The 16,653-nt window shown below is 73.6% G+C and carries 10 protein-coding genes and 1 pseudogene; 7 read left to right on the forward strand and 4 right to left on the reverse strand.

From position 1 onward, the window contains the following. The first annotated feature begins 68 nt into the window (after positions 1–68). The 5 genes from speB (at position 69) to ACIF6F_RS24585 (ending at position 9,139) form a co-directional block, all read left to right on the forward strand. Positions 69–1,037: an agmatinase gene (gene speB, locus ACIF6F_RS24565; RefSeq protein ID WP_399950295.1), complete on the forward strand. Its 969-nt coding sequence runs from the start codon at positions 69–71 to the stop codon at positions 1,035–1,037. Positions 1,038–1,061: 24 nt separating this feature from the next. Continuing rightward, the gene (locus ACIF6F_RS24570; RefSeq protein WP_399950297.1) at positions 1,062–2,747 is read left to right on the forward strand and encodes a thiamine pyrophosphate-binding protein; all 1,686 of its coding nucleotides are present in this window, start codon (positions 1,062–1,064) and stop codon (positions 2,745–2,747) included. A 432-nt stretch (positions 2,748–3,179) separates the two neighbouring features. After that, positions 3,180–7,058, forward strand: a complete 3,879-nt coding sequence (locus ACIF6F_RS24575) for an ABC transporter ATP-binding protein (RefSeq protein ID WP_399950795.1) — start codon at positions 3,180–3,182, stop codon at positions 7,056–7,058. 128 nt (positions 7,059–7,186) lie between these two features. Continuing rightward, entirely contained in the window at positions 7,187–7,582 is a 396-nt protein-coding gene (locus ACIF6F_RS24580) for a hypothetical protein (protein WP_399950300.1), read from the forward strand. 123 nt (positions 7,583–7,705) lie between these two features. Continuing rightward, positions 7,706–9,139, forward strand: coding sequence for a S28 family serine protease (locus tag ACIF6F_RS24585; RefSeq protein WP_399950303.1), 1,434 nt, complete (start codon positions 7,706–7,708; stop codon positions 9,137–9,139). A 115-nt stretch (positions 9,140–9,254) separates the two neighbouring features. Here the strand turns inward: ACIF6F_RS24585 and ACIF6F_RS24590 are convergent, their stop codons facing one another. Both ACIF6F_RS24590 and ACIF6F_RS24595 read right to left on the reverse strand, forming a co-directional pair. Continuing rightward, positions 9,255–11,045, reverse strand: coding sequence for a glycoside hydrolase family 3 protein (locus ACIF6F_RS24590; protein ID WP_399950306.1), 1,791 nt, complete (start codon positions 11,043–11,045; stop codon positions 9,255–9,257). A gap of 9 nt (positions 11,046–11,054) precedes the next feature. Continuing rightward, positions 11,055–11,999 (reverse strand): LysR substrate-binding domain-containing protein, encoded by a 945-nt coding sequence (locus ACIF6F_RS24595; protein ID WP_399950309.1) that lies wholly within the window; start codon positions 11,997–11,999, stop codon positions 11,055–11,057. Positions 12,000–12,080: 81 nt separating this feature from the next. On the opposite strand from ACIF6F_RS24595, the gene ACIF6F_RS24600 reads away from it, so the two are divergent. After that, complete coding sequence (locus ACIF6F_RS24600) at positions 12,081–13,034, forward strand: EamA family transporter (protein WP_399950312.1); 954 nt, start codon at positions 12,081–12,083, stop codon at positions 13,032–13,034. Here the strand turns inward: ACIF6F_RS24600 and ACIF6F_RS24605 are convergent. Further along, a pseudogene (locus ACIF6F_RS24605) lies at positions 12,946–13,446 on the reverse strand (GNAT family N-acetyltransferase); the annotation flags it as partial. The gene ACIF6F_RS24600 and the pseudogene ACIF6F_RS24605 overlap by 89 nt on opposite strands. Positions 13,447–13,517: 71 nt before the next feature. After that, the gene (locus ACIF6F_RS24610) at positions 13,518–13,991 is read right to left on the reverse strand and encodes a DUF937 domain-containing protein (protein WP_399950314.1); all 474 of its coding nucleotides are present in this window, start codon (positions 13,989–13,991) and stop codon (positions 13,518–13,520) included. 292 nt (positions 13,992–14,283) lie between these two features. Between ACIF6F_RS24610 and ACIF6F_RS24615 the strand changes: the two genes are divergently transcribed. Then, on the forward strand, positions 14,284–16,518 hold the full coding sequence (locus tag ACIF6F_RS24615) for an ATP-dependent RecD-like DNA helicase (RefSeq protein ID WP_399950317.1): 2,235 nt from the start codon (positions 14,284–14,286) through the stop codon (positions 16,516–16,518). The last annotated feature ends 135 nt before the right edge of the window (positions 16,519–16,653 follow it).

Consider the following 16,653-nt stretch of genomic DNA (forward strand, 5'->3'; position numbering starts at 1 on the left):
CCACCTACCCTCGGAAGTGGACCCGGGCGGCACCCCCGACCGGGCGGCACAGAGAAGGGCACCCCCACATGAGCACCGAGCAGACGCCGCGCGGACCCGTCGACTCCTCCCGGATCCCGCGCTACGCGGGCCCCGCGACCTTCGCCCGCCTGCCCCGCCTGGACGAGGTCGGCTCCGCCGACGTCGCCGTCGTCGGCGTGCCCTTCGACTCCGGCGTCTCCTACCGCCCCGGCGCCCGCTTCGGCGGCAACGCCATCCGTGAGGCCTCCCGCCTGCTGCGCCCGTACAACCCGGCCCAGGACGCCTCCCCCTTCGCGCTCGCGCAGGTCGCCGACGCCGGTGACATCGCCGTGAACCCCTTCAACATCAACGAGGCCGTCGAGACGGTCGAGGCCGCCGCCGACGAGCTCCTCGGGGGCGGCTCCCGCCTGATGACCCTCGGCGGCGACCACACCATCGCGCTGCCCCTCCTGCGCTCGGTCGCGAAGAAGCACGGCCCCGTCGCCCTGCTCCACTTCGACGCCCACCTCGACACCTGGGACACCTACTTCGGCGCCGAGTACACCCACGGCACGCCGTTCCGCCGCGCCGTCGAGGAGGGCATCCTCGACACCGAGGCCCTGTCCCACGTCGGCACCCGCGGCCCGCTCTACGGCAAGCAGGACCTCGACGACGACGCCAAGATGGGCTTCGGCATCGTGACGTCCGCCGACGTCTACCGCCGCGGCGCCGACGAGATCGCCGACCAGCTGCGCCAGCGCATCGGCGACCGCCCGCTGTACATCTCCATCGACATCGACGTGCTCGACCCGGCCCACGCGCCCGGCACCGGCACCCCCGAGGCGGGCGGCATGACCTCCCGCGAGCTGCTGGAGATCATCCGCGGCCTGTCGTCCTGCAACCTCGTCTCCGCGGACGTGGTCGAGGTCGCCCCGGCGTACGATCACGCCGAGATCACCTCCGTCGCGGCCTCCCACACCGCGTACGAGCTGACCACGATCATGAGCCGCCAGATCGCGGCCTCGAAGGGCAACTAGCCGAGCAAGGAAGGCGCGCAGCGCGTGACGCACGACCACGACCTGGTACTCCGTCCCACCGAGGCCCAGAAGGCGGCGGCCCTGGCGCCGCCGCCCGGCCGGACGGGCGGGGACCTGGTCGTGGAGACGCTCCAGGGGCTCGGGGCGACCACCGTCTTCGGCCTCCCGGGGCAGCACGCGCTGGGCGTCTTCGACGCCGTACGCCGTTCGGACCTGCGCCTGGTCACCCTGCGGGTGGAGAACAACGCCGGCTTCGCCGCCGACGCGTACGGACGGATCACCGGCGAGGCCGCGCCCCTGCTGCTCTCCACCGGCCCCGGCGCGCTCACCTCGCTGCCCGCCCTCCAGGAGGCCGCCGCGGCCTCCGCGCCCGTGGTCGCCATCTGTTCCCAGGTGCCGTCCGCCGGCCTCGGCGGCGGGCGCCGCGGCCACCTGCACGAACTGCGGGACCAGCAGGCCTCGTTCCGCGAGATCGTGAAGTCCGTGCACGTCGCGCGGACCCAGTCCCAGATCCCCTCCGCCATCGCGGCGGCCTGGGAGTCGGCCCTGACCGCCCCGCCCGGGCCCGTCTGGGTCGAGATCCCCGAGGACACCATCCGCGCCGAGACGGTGATCCCGCAGGTCACCGGCGTGGACGCGACCCCGCACGAGCTGGCACCGCGCCCCGAGCTGACCGCGCTCGCCGCCCACTGGCTGGAGACCGCCTCCCGCCCCGTGATCGTCGCGGGCGGCGGCGTCGTGCGCGCCGACGCCGCCGGCAAGCTGAAGCAGCTCGCCGAGCGCCTCAACGCCCCCGTCGTCACCACCTTCGGCGGCAAGGGCGCCTTCCCCTGGAACCACCCGCTCTCCCTCCAGTCCTGGCTGGAGGACCGCCACACGACCGGCTTCCTGGAGGACGCGGACGTCCTCCTCGTCGTCGGATCGGGCCTGGGCGAGCTGTCCTCGAACTACCACACCTTCCTTCCCGGCGGCCGGGTCGTGCAGATCGAGGCCGACCTCGGCAAGCTGGAGTCCAACCACCCCGCCCTCGGCATCCACGCCGACGCCCGGCTCGCCCTGACGGCCCTGCTGGAGACCGTCGGCGAGCGCGAGGACCCCTACGCGCCCGAGCGCGTGAAGATGCTGCTGGCCGAGGTCGCGGGCCGGATCGCCGCCCAGGAGCTCACCCTGGAGCAGGAGGCGCTGGCCGCGGTGCGCGCGGCCCTGCCGGCCAGGTCGCCGTCCTTCTGGGACATGACGATCCTGTCGTACTGGGCCTGGTCCGCCTTCGACCCCAAGCACCCCAACACCATGCACTCGGCCCAGGGCGCGGGCGGCCTCGGCTACGCCTTCCCCGCCGCCCTCGGCGCGGCCGTCGCCGAACCGGGCACGCCCGTCCTGGCGGTCTCCGGCGACGGCGGCGCGATGTACTCGATCGCGGAGCTGGCCACGGCCCGCCAGTACGACCTGGACGTCACCTGGCTGATCGTCGACGACGGCGGCTACGGCATCCTCCGCGAGTACATGACCGACGCCTTCGGCGCCACCGCCGGCACCGAGCTCACCCGGCCGGACTTCGTCGCGCTGGCCGCCTCCTTCGGCGTACCGGCCGTCGCGACCACTCCCGAGCGGCTCCGCGCCGACCTCGCGGAGGCCCTGGCCGCCCCCGGCCCGTCGGTCGTGGTGCTGCCGGCGGTGCTCCGGATGTTCGCCCCGACCCACCTCGACTGACCGCCGTCGGGCCCGTACGCCCGACTGCCCGTCCACCGCACGCCCGTACCGCCGTGGCGCCCGTACCGCCGCGACCGTCCGTACCGCCGTGGCGCCCGTACCGCCGCGACCGTCCGTACCGCCGTGGCGCCCGTACGTCCGCGACCGCCCACACGCACGCCACCCGCGCGCCCCCGTTCCGCGCCCCCCGGCCACCCCGCGGATTGTTGCGGCGGGATGAAATCCGCAGCTCGGGGTGTTGGGCCTTCCGGCAGAACAGGACGAACGGGGAGGCTCCACGTGGCGGCGGCAGAGACGGCCGGGGCAGGGAAAGCCGGTCCGGATACGGACCCGGGAACGCACACGGACACGGGCGGCGGCACGGGAGGGGACCCGGCGCCGCAGGCGGCCGGCTGGGCGCGCAGGCTCGCGGGCTACACCTGGCGGTACCGCCTGAACGTCCTGCTGGCCCTCGGCTCGTCCCTCGGCGGCATGGCCGTCATGGCCCTGGTCCCGCTGGTCACCAAGGTGATCATCGACGACGTCATCGGCGACCACACCAGGCCGATGGGCCCCTGGGCCGCCCTGCTCGTCGGTGCGGCCGTGCTCGTCTACGTCCTCACGTACGTGCGCCGGTACTACGGCGGCCGCCTCGCCCTCGACGTGCAGCACGACCTGCGCACCGAGATGTACGGCACCATCGCCCGGCTCGACGGCCGCCGCCAGGACGAGCTGTCCACCGGCCAGGTCGTCGGGCGCGCCACCAGCGACCTCCAGCTGATCCAGGGGCTGCTCTTCATGCTCCCGATGACCATCGGGAACTTCATGCTGTTCGGCATATCCCTGGCCGTCATGCTGTGGCTCTCGCCGCTGCTGACGGTCATCGCGCTCGCCATCGCTCCCGCCCTCTGGTTCATCGCCAAGCGCAGCCGGGCGAAGCTCTTCCCGGCCACCTGGTGGGCCCAGGGCCAGGCCGCCGCCGTCGCCACCGTGGTCGACGGCGCCGTCACCGGCGTCCGCGTGGTGAAGGGCTTCGGCCAGGAGGAGCAGGAGACCGGCAAGCTCCGGGAGGCGAGCCGCCGCCTGTTCGCCGGCCGCCTGCGCACCATCCGGCTGAACTCGCGCTACAACCCCGCGCTCCAGGCCGTGCCCGCACTCGGCCAGGTCGCGATGCTCGCCGTCGGCGGCTGGATGGCCACCCGCGGCCAGGTCACCCTGGGCACCTTCGTGGCCTTCTCGACCTACCTGGCGCAGCTGGTCGGCCCGGTCCGGATGCTCGCCATGGTCCTCACCGTCGGCCAGCAGGCCCGGGCGGGCGTCGAGCGCGTGCTGGAGCTGATCGACACCGAGCCGGCGATCCAGGACGGCACGCGGGAACTCCCGGCGGACGCGCCCGCCACCGTCGAGTTCGACGACGTGTCCTTCGGGTACGACCCGGAGCGGCCGGTCCTCGACGGCTTCTCCCTCTCCATCGCCCCCGGCGAGACCGTGGCCGTGGTCGGCGCCTCCGGCAGCGGCAAGTCCACCGTCTCGCTGCTGCTGCCGCGCTTCTACGACGTCACCGGCGGCGCCGTGCTGGTCGGCGGCCACGACGTGCGGGAGCTGACCCAGGACTCGCTGCGGGCCGCCATCGGCCTCGTACCGGAGGACAGCTTCCTCTTCTCCGACACGGTCCGCGCCAACATCGCGTACGGCCGCCCCGACGCCGACGAGGAGCAGATCCGCGCCGCGGCCCGGGCCGCCCAGGCCGAGGGGTTCATCGAGGCCCTGCCCGAGGGGTACGACACCAAGGTCGGCGAGCACGGCCTGACCCTCTCCGGCGGCCAGCGCCAGCGCCTCGCCCTGGCCCGCGCCATCCTGACCGACCCGCGGCTGCTGCTGCTCGACGACGCCACCTCGGCCGTCGACGCCCGCATCGAGCACGAGATCCACGAGGCCCTGCGCTCGGTGATGGCCGGCCGCACCACGCTGCTGATCGCGCACCGCCGCTCGACCCTCGCACTGGCCGACCGGATCGCCGTACTGGACCGGGGCCGCCTCTCGGCCATCGGCACCCACGAGGAGCTGGAGGCCGGCTCCGAGCTGTACCGGCGGCTGCTGACCGACCCCGACGCGCTGGCCGGCGGCTCGCCGGACCCGGCGGGCGCGGTCGCGGCCCGGAGCCGGGACGAGGCGGCCGCCGAGGCCGCCACGCTCGCCGAGCTGGAACTGGAACTGGACATCGAGGCCGAGGCCGAGATCGACGCCGAGCCGGTGAACGCCAAGCGCCGGGTCGCCGACGACGTCACCCCGGAGCTGTGGCGCCGCGCGGAGGAGAACGAGGAGTACGGGGCCGGCGCCCACGCCCACGCCAAGGGCCCCGGCAGGAGCACCAAGGACGCCGCCGCCCCGGCCAAGGCCCCCACCGCGGGCGCCCCCATGGCAGGCCCGGGCGGCCACTCCATGGGCGCCGCGGTCGCCGGCATGCCGGCCACCCCCGAACTGCTCGCGCAGGTGGCCGCGCTGCCGCCGGCCACCGACGCCCCCGAGGTGGACGAGGCGGCCGCCGCCGCCCCCGAGGAGAGCTACGGCCTGCGGCGCCTGCTGCGCGGCTTCTGGGCGCCCCTCGCGGTCAGCCTCGGCCTGGTGGCCGTGGACGCGGGTGCCGGACTGCTGCTGCCCGTGCTGATCCGCCACGGCATCGACGAGGGCGTCACGCGCCTCGCCCTGAGTGCCGTCTGGGCGGCGGCCGGGCTGGCCCTGCTCGTCGTCCTGGCCCAGTGGGCGGCCCAGGTGGCCGAGATCCGGATGACCGGCCGGACGGGCGAGCGCGTGCTGTACTCGCTGCGCGTCAAGATCTTCGCCCAGCTCCAGCGGCTCGGCCTGGACTACTACGAGCGCGAGCTGACCGGCCGCATCATGACCCGGATGACCACGGACGTGGACGCGCTCAGCACGTTCCTCCAGACCGGCCTGGTCACCGCCCTCGTCTCGGTCCTGACCTTCTTCGGCATCCTCGTCGCACTGCTCGTCATCGACGTCGGGCTGGCCCTGATCGTGTTCGCCACGCTGCCGGTGCTGGTCGTCGGCACCATCGTGTTCCGCCGCAGGTCGGTCAAGGCGTACGAGCTGGCCCGCGACCGCGTCTCGGTCGTCAACGCCGACCTCCAGGAGTCCGTCTCCGGGCTGCGGATCGTGCAGGCCTTCCGCCGCGAGCGGGCCGGCGCCGACCGGTTCGCCGCGCGCAGCGACTCGTACCGCGAGGCCCGGGTGCGCGGCCAGTGGCTGATCTCGGTCTACTTCCCCTTCGTGCAGCTGCTCTCCTCGCTCGCCGCGGCGGCCGTCCTGATCGTGGGCGCCGGGCGGGCGGAGGCCGGGACGCTGACCACCGGCGCGCTGGTGGCGTACCTCCTCTACATCGACCTGTTCTTCGCGCCCGTGCAGCAGCTCTCCCAGGTCTTCGACGGCTACCAGCAGGCCACCGTCTCGCTGCGCCGGATCCAGGAGCTGCTGCGCGAGCCCACCCGCACCCCGCTCGCCGAGCGGCCGCGGGAGGCGGGCGAGCTGCGTGGCGAGATCGCCTTCGAGGACGTGCACTTCCGCTACGGGACCGGCGAGGAGGACGGCGGCCAGGGCGCGGCGGTGGAGCGCAAGGGCGAGGCCCTGGCCGGCATCGAGCTGCGCATACCGGCCGGGCAGACGGTCGCGTTCGTCGGCGAGACCGGCGCGGGCAAGTCCACGCTGGTGAAGCTGGTCGCGCGGTTCTACGACCCGACCTCGGGCCGGGTCACCGTCGACGGCACCGACCTCCGCGAGCTGGACCTCACCGGCTACCGGCACCGGCTCGGGGTGGTCCCGCAGGAGTCGTACCTCTTCCCGGGGACGGTCCGCGACGCGATCGCGTACGGGCGCCCGGAGGCGAGCGACGCGGAGGTCGAGGCCGCCGCGCACGCCGTCGGCGCCCACGACATGATCGCCACGCTGGACGGCGGCTACCTGCACACCGTGGCCGAGCGGGGCAGGAACCTCTCGGCAGGCCAGCGCCAGCTGATCGCGCTGGCCCGGGCCGAGCTGGTCGACCCGGACGTGCTGCTGCTCGACGAGGCCACCGCCGCCCTGGACCTGGCCACCGAGGCCGTGGTCAACCAGGCCACCGACCGGCTCGTCGGCAAGCGGACCACGCTGGTGGTGGCGCACCGGCTCACCACGGCCGCCCGCGCGGACCGGGTGGTCGTGATGGACCGGGGCCGGGTCGTCGAGGACGGCACCCACGCCGAACTGCTGGCACGGGGCGGCCGGTACGCCGAGCTGTGGCGGACCTTCATCGGCGAGGACGAGCACGCCGCCGCCTAGAGGTGTTGTCCGGAACCTTTCGCCACCGGCGGAGCGCGAGGGGCCCTGCGCAACCAACGGGGCCGCTCGCGCGTCCGACGTAGGTACGTGCGTTCGGTACGTACGTCCGGAGTGTGAGGGGACGACGGGTGTTTTCTTCGAGGGGCGGGACCCGGCGCGCGCTGGTGCGCACCGCCGGCGTGACGATATCCGGGGCGGCGCTGCTGGTCGGCGCCCTCTCCGTGCCGGCCCAGGCCGCGTCCGGCTGCGGCGGACGGCTGATGAAGTCCCTGCCGTTCAGCACCGGGACCACGTACGTCTACAAGACCCGCACCCATGCCTGCGCCGTCACCCTCCCCAAGCGCCCGGGCGGCCGGCAGCAGATGTCCGTCAGCATCCAGGCCCGCGGCGGCGTGCCCGTCCGCGACAGCGGCCGCTTCTACCAACTGGCCGGTCCGGTCACCGTGTACGCGGTCACCCGCTGCGTCTTCGTGCGCGGGTCCGTGGGCGGCGGATCGGTGGCCTCGGGCTGGATCCTCTGCTGACCGCGGCCGGATTCCGCCCGTCCCCTTCGGCCGAGATCCGACGACCGGCCCAACCGGGTCTGGTCAGCCGCGTGTTGACCCCGTAGGTTCACGGCGTCCGCAGTGAACTCAAGGGGAGGGTGAATGCGCAAGGCGCTCAGATGGCTGCTGTCACTCGTGGTGCTGATCGGCACCATGGGTGCGGCCGGAGTGACGGCCGGGGCGGCCACCGCCGCCGGGCCGGAAGCCGGCACAGACATCAAGGACCAGGTCCTCGCGATACCGGGGATGAGCCTCGTCGAGGAGAAGCCGTACCCCGGCTACCGCTTCTTCGTACTGAACTACAAGCAGCCGGTCGACCACCGGCAGCCGTGGAAGGGCACCTTCGACCAGCGGTTCACCCTGCTGCACAAGGACACGTCCCGCCCCACGGTGTTCTTCACCTCTGGCTACAACGTCAACACCAACCCGCGCCGCAGCGAGCCGACGACCATCGTCGACGGCAACCAGGTGTCGATGGAGTATCGATTCTTCACCCCGTCGCGCCCGGCGCCCGCCGACTGGTCGAAGCTGGACATCTGGCAGGCCGCCAGCGACCAGCACCGCCTCTTCAAGGCGCTGAAGCCGCTGTACACCAAGCGCTGGATCGCCACCGGCGGCAGCAAGGGCGGCATGACCGCGACGTACTACGAGCGCTTCTACCCGCGTGACATGGACGGCGTCGTCGCGTACGTCGCCCCCAACGACGTGGTCAACAAGGAGGACTCGGCCTACGACCGGTTCTTCGACCGCGTCGGCACCAAGGAGTGCCGCGACCGGCTGAACGCCGTCCAGCGCGAGGCCCTCGTGCGCCGCGACGCCCTGGAGGCCAAGTACGCCGCGTACGCCGCGGAGAACGGGTACACCTTCACCACCGTCGGCAGCCTGGACAAGGCCTTCGAGGCCGTCGTCCTGGACTACGTGTGGGCCTTCTGGCAGTACAGCCTGCTGGCCGACTGCGGCTCGATCCCCGTCGCGGCGACCGCCACCGACCAGGAGATCTGGGACTCGGTCGACGCCATCTCCGGCTTCTCGGCCTACGCCGACCAGGGCCTGGAGACGTACACCCCGTACTACTACCAGGCGGGCACGCAGCTCGGTTCGCCCGACATCAAGCAGCGCCACCTGGCCGGTCTGAGCCGCTACGGCTACCAGCCGCCGCGCAACTTCGTGCCGGCGTCCATCCCCATGCAGTTCCAGCCGTGGGTGATGCGTGACGTCGACACCTGGGTCCGCAACAACGCCCGTCACATGCTCTTCGTGTACGGGCAGAACGACCCGTGGGGCGCCGAGCCGTTCCACCTCGGCTACGGCTCCCGCGACAGCTACGTGATGACCGCCCCCGGCGCGAACCACGGAGCCCGCGTGTCCATGCTGAAGGACGACGAGAAGGCCCTCGCCACGGCCCGCATCCTGGAGTGGGCCGGCGTCGCCCCGGCGGCCGTCAAGGCCGACGCGGCCAAGGCCCGCCCGCTGGCGAAGCCGGACGCGAAGCTGGACCGCAAGGACGTCGAGCGCCGCCAGACGCTGCGCCCGTAGTCCCTGTAGTACCCGTAGTACCCGTAGTACCCAAGCGGCAAGAGGCCCTTGCGGGCGGCGTACACCCGCCGCCCGCAAGGGCCTCCGCGCGTCTTCGGTGTGACGGCCTCAAGCCTCAGTACGACAGGCCGTGGCCGACCGGGTAGCGGCCCGGCACCGGGACGGGCAGCCGGCCCGCCGGCCGCACCGCGCCCGCGACCACCCGGGCCGCGGCCCGCAGTTCCACGTCCGTCCACGAGTACGCCGCCAGGCTCGCGGCGCACTCCGGCAGCCGGGCCGCGTCGTACGGGTTGCGCACGGCGAGCGCGACCACCGGCACCCCGGTGTCCACCAGGGCCTGGACCAGGGCCCGCTGCGGGCTGCCGTCCGCCACGTTGTACGTGCACACGAGCACCGCGTCGGCCTCCCGCGCCGCCGCGACCGCGCGCCGTACCGCGTCCGTGTCGGGCGTCAGCCCGGTCGGCACCGCACCGGCGGTGAACCCGAGGGCGGTCAGCTCCCGGGCCAGGGTGGCCGTCGGCGGCCCGGTCGTCCCGGTGGGCGACACCGGATCGGCCCCGGTGACCAGCAGCCTCGGGGTCCTGGCCGGCGAAAGGGGCAGCAGGCCGGCGGAGTTGGCGAGCAGCGTGGTCCCCGCGGCCGCGATGGTGTCGGCCGCGGCGCGGTGCTCCGCGGCACCCACCGTGGCCTGCACGCGCGCCGGATCCGTGAACGGGGCGCCGAACAGCCCCAGCCGCGCCTTGAGCCGGAGGATCCGCAGCACGGACTCCTCGATCCGCGCCTCGGTCAGCTCACCGCTCCGGACGGCCGCGATGACGCTCCGGTGGGCCAGGTCCAGGTCGGGCGGGTTGAGCAGCTGGTCGCAGCCCGCCTTCAGGGCCAGCACCGGCACCCGGTCGTTGCCGTACTTCTGCCGGACCCCCGCCATGTCGAGGGCGTCGGTGACCACGACGCCCGTGAACCCCAGCCGCCGGCGCAGGATGCCGGTCACGATGGGCTCCGAGAGGGTGGCCGGGTCGCCGGAGGGGTCGAGCGCGGGGAAGACGATGTGGGCGGTCATCACCGCGTCCACCCCGGCGGCGATCGCCGCCCGGAAGGGCGGCGCGTCCAGCCGCTCCCACTCCTCCCGGCTGTGCCCCATCCGGGGCAGCCCGTAGTGGCTGTCGGTCTCGGTGTCCCCGTGGCCGGGGAAGTGCTTGGCGGTCGCCGCGACGCCGGCCGCCCGGTAGCCCCGCACCTGGGCCGCGACCAGCTCCGCCACCGGGCCGGGGTCCGAGCCGAAGGACCGTACCCCGATCACCGGGTTGGCCGGGTTGACGTTCACGTCGGCCACCGGCGCGTAGTCCTGGGCCACGCCCAGCGCCGCCAGCTCCGCGCCCGCGATCTCCGCGGCCCGCCGCGCGTGCTCGGCCGAACCGGCCGCACCGAGCGCCATCGCGCCGGGCAGCAGCGTGAGCGGCCGGCCGATCCGGGCGATGATCCCGTGCTCCTGGTCGGTGGAGACCAGCAGCGGCACGGGGTGGGGCCCGGCCAGCGCGGCCCGCTGGAGGCCGTCGGACAGCCCCGCGATCTGCGCCGGCTCCCGGGTGTTGTGCGCCCAGGCGAAGTAGACGACCCCGCCCAGGTGGTACCGGCGGACCACCTCGGCCGCGGTCCGCACCCCGAACTGGGCCAGGTTCTTCTCGGCGTCGGCGGGCTCGGGATCGGTGGCGGAATGCCCGTACACCCGGCTGACGAACAACTGTCCGACCTTCTCGGCCAGGCTCATCCGCGCGACGAGCCGCAGCAGCCAGGGATGCGGCACGGCCGCGCCCCGGGTACTGGCCGAGGCCGAGGCCCCGGCAGCCGTCACGGCAGCCGCCGCGGCCGCGGCGAGCAACGTACGTCGAGAGGTCGCGTTCACCACGCGCGCACGCTACTGCGGACCGCCGCCGGGGGCGGGGGGACACGCCAGAGCGCTGCCCGGGGGCGGCCAGTGGGAGCGGAGGGTGGTGATGGTTTCCGTGATGGCCGGGCGGCGGGTGGCGGCGGTGCGCCAGAGGGCGTACAGGCGGCGGACCGGGGCCGGTTCGAGGGGGAGGGCGGTCACGCCCGCGGGGAGGGGGCCGGTGCCCAGGGTGGGGACGACCGCGATGCCGAGGCCCGCCGCGACCAGGGCGACGATGGTGTGGTTCTCCTCGGCCATGTGCACGATCTCCGGCTCGTGGCCCGCCGTGCGCAGCGTCCGCATCAGCCAGTCGTGGCAGACCCGGCCCGGGGGCTGGCAGATCCAGCGCTGGCCGGCGAGGTCCTCGTGGCGCACCACGGCGCGCCCCGCGAAGTCGTGGTCCGCCGGGACGAGGAGGTCGCAGCGCTCCTCGCCGATGCGGGTCTGCTCCACGCCCTCGGGAGCCGGCAGCGGGGCGATGTCCCAGTCGTGCGCGACCGCGAGGTCGGTCACCCCGCGGGCCACCAGGTCCACCGACAGGTGCGGGTCCACCTCGGTCATCCGCACGTCCAGCGCGGGGTGACGGCGCGCCAGGTCGGCCAGGACCGCCGGCATCAGCCCGCGGGCCGCCGAGGCGAAGGCGGCGACGGTCAGGCGGCCGCCCGGCAGGCCCCGGCGCTCCTCCAGCGTGGTCTCGGCCTGCTCCATGATCGCGAGCAGCCGCTCGGCCGTGTCGGCCAGGTGGCGGGCCTCCTCGGTCAGGGCCACGCCCCGGCCCCGGCGCTCCAGGAGCGTGGTGCGGGTCTCGCGCTCCAGCTTGGTGATCTGCTGGGAGACGGCCGAGGGGGTGTAGCCCAGGGCGGCGGCCGCGGCGGCGACCGAGCCGTGGACGGAGACGGCGTGCAGGGCGCGGAGGCGGGCGAGGTCCAGCATGCCTCCAGTTAAGCACTGCTTAATCCGGGGCGGTAGAGATGCGCGCTGGTGCTTCATCTTGCCGGCGCGGATGCTCGACACATGCGTCCCGTACACACCGCGCTCGCCGTGCTCGTCGCCGCCGTCTGGGGCTTCAACTTCGTCGTCATCGAGATCGGCCTCGACCACTTTCCGCCGCTGCTGCTCTCCGCGCTGCGGTTCCTCGTCGCGGCGCTGCCCGCGGTGTTCCTCGTCGGGCGGCCCACCGTCGCCTGGAAGTGGATCGTCGGGGTCGGACTCGCCCTCGGGGTCGCCAAGTTCGGGCTGCTGTTCACCGGCATGGACGCCGGGATGCCGGCCGGGCTGTCCTCCCTCGTGCTCCAGGTCCAGGCCGTGTTCACCGCGGTGTTCGCGGCGCTGGTGCTGGGGGAGCGGCCGGGCCGGGTGAGGTTGGCGGGCATGGCGGTGGCCTTCGCGGGGATCGCCGTGGCCGCCGTGGAGCAGGGGGCATCGGGGCCGGTGCTCGGCCTCGCGCTGGTGGTCGCCGCGGCCGCGTGCTGGGGCGTGTCGAACGTGCTGACCCGCCGGGCGGCCCCGCCCGACGCCCTGAACTTCATGATCTGGGTGTGCACCGTGCCGGTGCTGCCGCTGTTCGCCCTCTCGCTGCTGCTGGAGGGGCCCGAGCGGGACCTCGCCGCGCTGCGGGCGCTCGACTGGGGCGGGGCCGGGGTGCTGGTGTACGTGGCCTGGGTCTCCACGGTGTTCGGCTTCGGGGCCTGGGGGTACCTGCTGCGGCGCTACCCGGCCTCCTCGGTGGCGCCCTTCTCGCTGCTGGTGCCCGCCTTCGGGATGAGCTCGGCGGCGCTGGTGCTGGGCGAGCCGGTGAGCGGGCTCCGGTGGGCGGCGGCGGTGCTGCTGGTCGGCGGGGTGGCGCTGACCTCCTTCGGCCGCGGCCCCCGCCGTACCGTCAGCGCGGCGAGCGCTCCTGGAGGTCCAGCCGCCAGTCCTGTCCCACCAGGTCCACGCCGAACGACCGGTGCGGCTTCTCGGCGATGAGGGTGAAACCGGCGCGCCGGTAGATGCCGGCCGCCGAGGTCAGCACGTCGTTGGTCCACAGGGCCAGCTCGCGGTAGCCCACCTCGCGGGCGAAGGCGACGACCGCGTCGACCAGGCGCGCGCCGATGCCGTGGCCGCGCCCCTCGGGGTCCACCAGCAGCAGGCGCAGCCGGGCGGTGCCGGGCGCGTCGTCCCGTACGCACATCACCGAGCCCACCGGGCGGCCGTCCAGCTCGGCGATCCAGACCCGCTCCAGGTGCGGGTCGTGGTCCTGGGCGAAGTCCGCGACGATCCGGGCGACCAGGCCCTCGAAGTCGGCGTTCCAGCCGAACTCGGCGGCGTACAGGGCGCCGTGGCGCTGCACGATCCAGCCCAGGTCGCCGGGCTCGGGGTCACGGAGGCGTACGTCCTGCTCGGGCCGGTCGGTGTCCATGGCGCCAAAAATAGCGCGGCGGGTGAGAGCCCGGCAGCGGTGTCGGACCCTCACCCGGACGGGTGAGACGGGCTACTTCCGGCCGCCGCCGAGGCGCCCTTGCCGGCCGCGCGCTTGGCGAAGACCGCCAGGACGACGGGGATGAGCAGCTCGATCACACGGCTGACGGTCGCGGCCGGGAGGCCCGTCTTCTTCGCGACCGCGTTGGCGACCGGCTTGCTCACCTTGGCCAGCACGCCCGCCATCAGGCCGCCGCCCAGCAGCCCGCCGCCGAGCGTGGCGACGCCCTGGAGGGGCGGTTCGGCCACTTCCGCGAAGGCCTGGCGCACCTCGTCGCCGTCGTCGTCCTCGTCGTTGTCGACGGCCGAGGCCTTCTGCTCCAGCCCGCCCGTCAGTTCGCCGACGGTGGTCGCGACGGTGGCGCGGGCGCCCTCGTCGTCGGTGCCGAGCAGGCCGGCGATCTCGGTCAGCTTGTCGTCGCCGAGTTCGGCGAGCACGTCGTCCTGGAAAGAGGGTTCGCTCATGCCGGAAACGCTACGTCCGTCCCTATTTGCCGGCACGTTGGGTGGGCCGAAGGTAACGGAAAGATAAATCTCGGATTCCCGTGCAACCGTCCGGCCGGGTCGACGGTCGTACATGGCGTCGGAACTTCCGGGAGGGGATCTGGGGGGATCGGGAAGGACCGACGAGGGTGGGGAACCCACGCGAGGGGGTTCCGGCCGCGAGGCCGGACCCCCTTCGCTGTTTTCCGGCCCGGGCCGACCGGTTGTCCACAGGCGCCCGCGGGGTGTCGGCGCCTGACGGTAGTTTCGGGGCATGTCGAATCTCGCGGTGTTGGAAGGGGTGCTGGAGCGGATCACGTACGCCAACGAGGAGACCGGCTACACGGTCGCCCGGGTCGACACCGGCCGGGGCGGCGGGGACCTCCTCACGGTCGTCGGATCGCTGCTCGGCGCGCAGCCCGGCGAATCCCTGCGCATGGAGGGCCGTTGGGGCTCCCATCCGCAGTACGGCAGGCAGTTCGCCGTGGAGAACTACTCCACCGTCCTGCCCGCCACCATCCAGGGCATCCGCCGCTACCTCGGCTCCGGGCTGATCAAGGGCATCGGGCCCCGCATCGCCGACCGGATCGTCGAGCACTTCGGCACCGACACGCTCGACGTCATCGAGCGGGAGCCGAAGCGGCTGGTCGAGGTGCCCGGGCTGGGTCCCAAGCGGACGAAGATGATCGGCGCCGCCTGGGAGGAGCAGAAGGCCATCAAGGAGGTCATGGTCTTCCTCCAGGGCGTCGGCGTCTCCACCTCCATCGCGGTGCGCATCTACAAGAAGTACGGCGACGCCTCGATCTCCGTGGTGCGCAACCAGCCCTACCGCCTCGCCGCGGACGTCTGGGGCATCGGCTTCCTCACCGCCGACCGCATCGCCCAGGCCGTCGGCATCCCCCACGACAGCCCGGAGCGGGTCAAGGCCGGGCTCCAGTACGCCCTGTCGCAGTCCACCGACCAGGGCCACTGCTTCCTGCCCGAGGAGCGGCTGATCTCCGACGCGGTCAAGCTCCTCCAGGTCGACACCGGCCTCGTCATCGAGTGCCTGGCCGAGCTGGCCGGCGAGGAGGGGGGCGTGGTCCGCGAGTCCGTCCCCGACCCCGAGGGCGGCGACCCGGTCCGGGCCGTCTACCTGGTGCCGTTCCACCGGGCGGAGTTGTCGCTGACGGGTCAGCTGCGGCGGCTGCTGGCGGCCGAGGACGACCGGATGCCCGCCTTCCGCGACGTGGACTGGGAGAAGGCCCTCGGCTGGCTGGCCGGCCGTACCGGCGCCGATCTCGCCACCGAGCAGCGGGAGGCCGTACGGCTGGCGCTGACCCGGAAGGTCGCGGTGCTCACCGGCGGGCCCGGCTGCGGCAAGTCCTTCACCGTCCGGTCGATCGTGGAGCTGGCCCGGGCCAAGCGGTACAAGGTGGTGCTGGCCGCGCCGACCGGCCGGGCCGCGAAGCGGCTGGCCGAGCTGACCGGGGCCGAGGCCTCCACGGTCCACCGGCTGCTGGAGCTGAAGCCGGGCGGGGACGCCGCGTACGACCGGGATCGGCCGCTCGACGCCGACCTGGTCGTCGTCGACGAGGCCTCCATGCTGGACCTGCTGCTGGCGAACAAGCTGGTCAAGGCGGTGGCGCCGGGGGCCCACCTGCTGCTGGTGGGCGACGTCGACCAGCTGCCGTCGGTGGGCGCCGGCGAGGTGCTGCGGGACCTGCTGGCCGAGGGCGGGCCGGTCCCCGCCGTACGGCTGACGCGCATCTTCCGGCAGGCCCAGGAGTCGGGGGTGGTCACCAACGCCCACCGGATCAACACCGGGGTCCCCCCGATCACGCAGGGACTGCCGGACTTCTTCCTGTTCGCCGAGGAGGACACCGAGGCCGCGGGACTGCTGGCGGTCGACGTGGCCGCCCGCCGGATCCCGGCCAGGTTCGGGCTCGACCCGCGGTGCGACGTCCAGGTGCTGGCCCCCATGCACCGGGGCCCGGCCGGGGCGGGGAACCTCAACGGCCTGCTCCAGCAGGCCGTCACGCCCGCCCGCCCCGACCTGCCCGAGAAGCGCTTCGGCGGCCGGGTCTTCCGGGTGGGCGACAAGGTCACCCAGATCCGCAACAACTACGAGAAGGGCGCCAACGGCGTCTTCAACGGCACGGTGGGCGTGGTCACCTCGCTCAGCCTCGACGACCAGCGGCTCACCGTCCGCACCGACGAGGACGAGGAGGTCGCGTACGAGTTCGACGAACTCGACGAACTCGCCCACGCGTACGCCGTCACCATTCACAGGTCCCAGGGGAGTGAATACCCGGCGGTCGTGATCCCGGTCACCACGGGGGCCTGGATGATGCTCCAGCGGAACCTGCTCTATACGGCGGTCACCCGGGCGAAGAAACTGGTCGTGCTGGTGGGTTCCCGCAAGGCTCTCGGACAGGCGGTGCGTACCGTTTCCGCAGGCAGGAGGTACACGGCGGTGGCCGCCAGGCTGTCCGGCCGCATACCGGTGGGAAACATCACCCAAGAATGATCGATCATTGGGGTTTCCTCCCCCGGTGCGGAGGGGGCAGTATGTGCAGGTTGACGGCACTCAGTGCCGCCAAAGGGCCCAAAGGCCGACCCCGAGTGCACTCTCCTGCGCCAAATGGGGGAAGGTAGAGGCAGT

The organism is Streptomyces sp. NPDC086023 (assembly GCF_044540325.1).
In the GTDB taxonomy this organism is placed as follows: Bacteria; Actinomycetota; Actinomycetes; order Streptomycetales; family Streptomycetaceae; genus Streptomyces.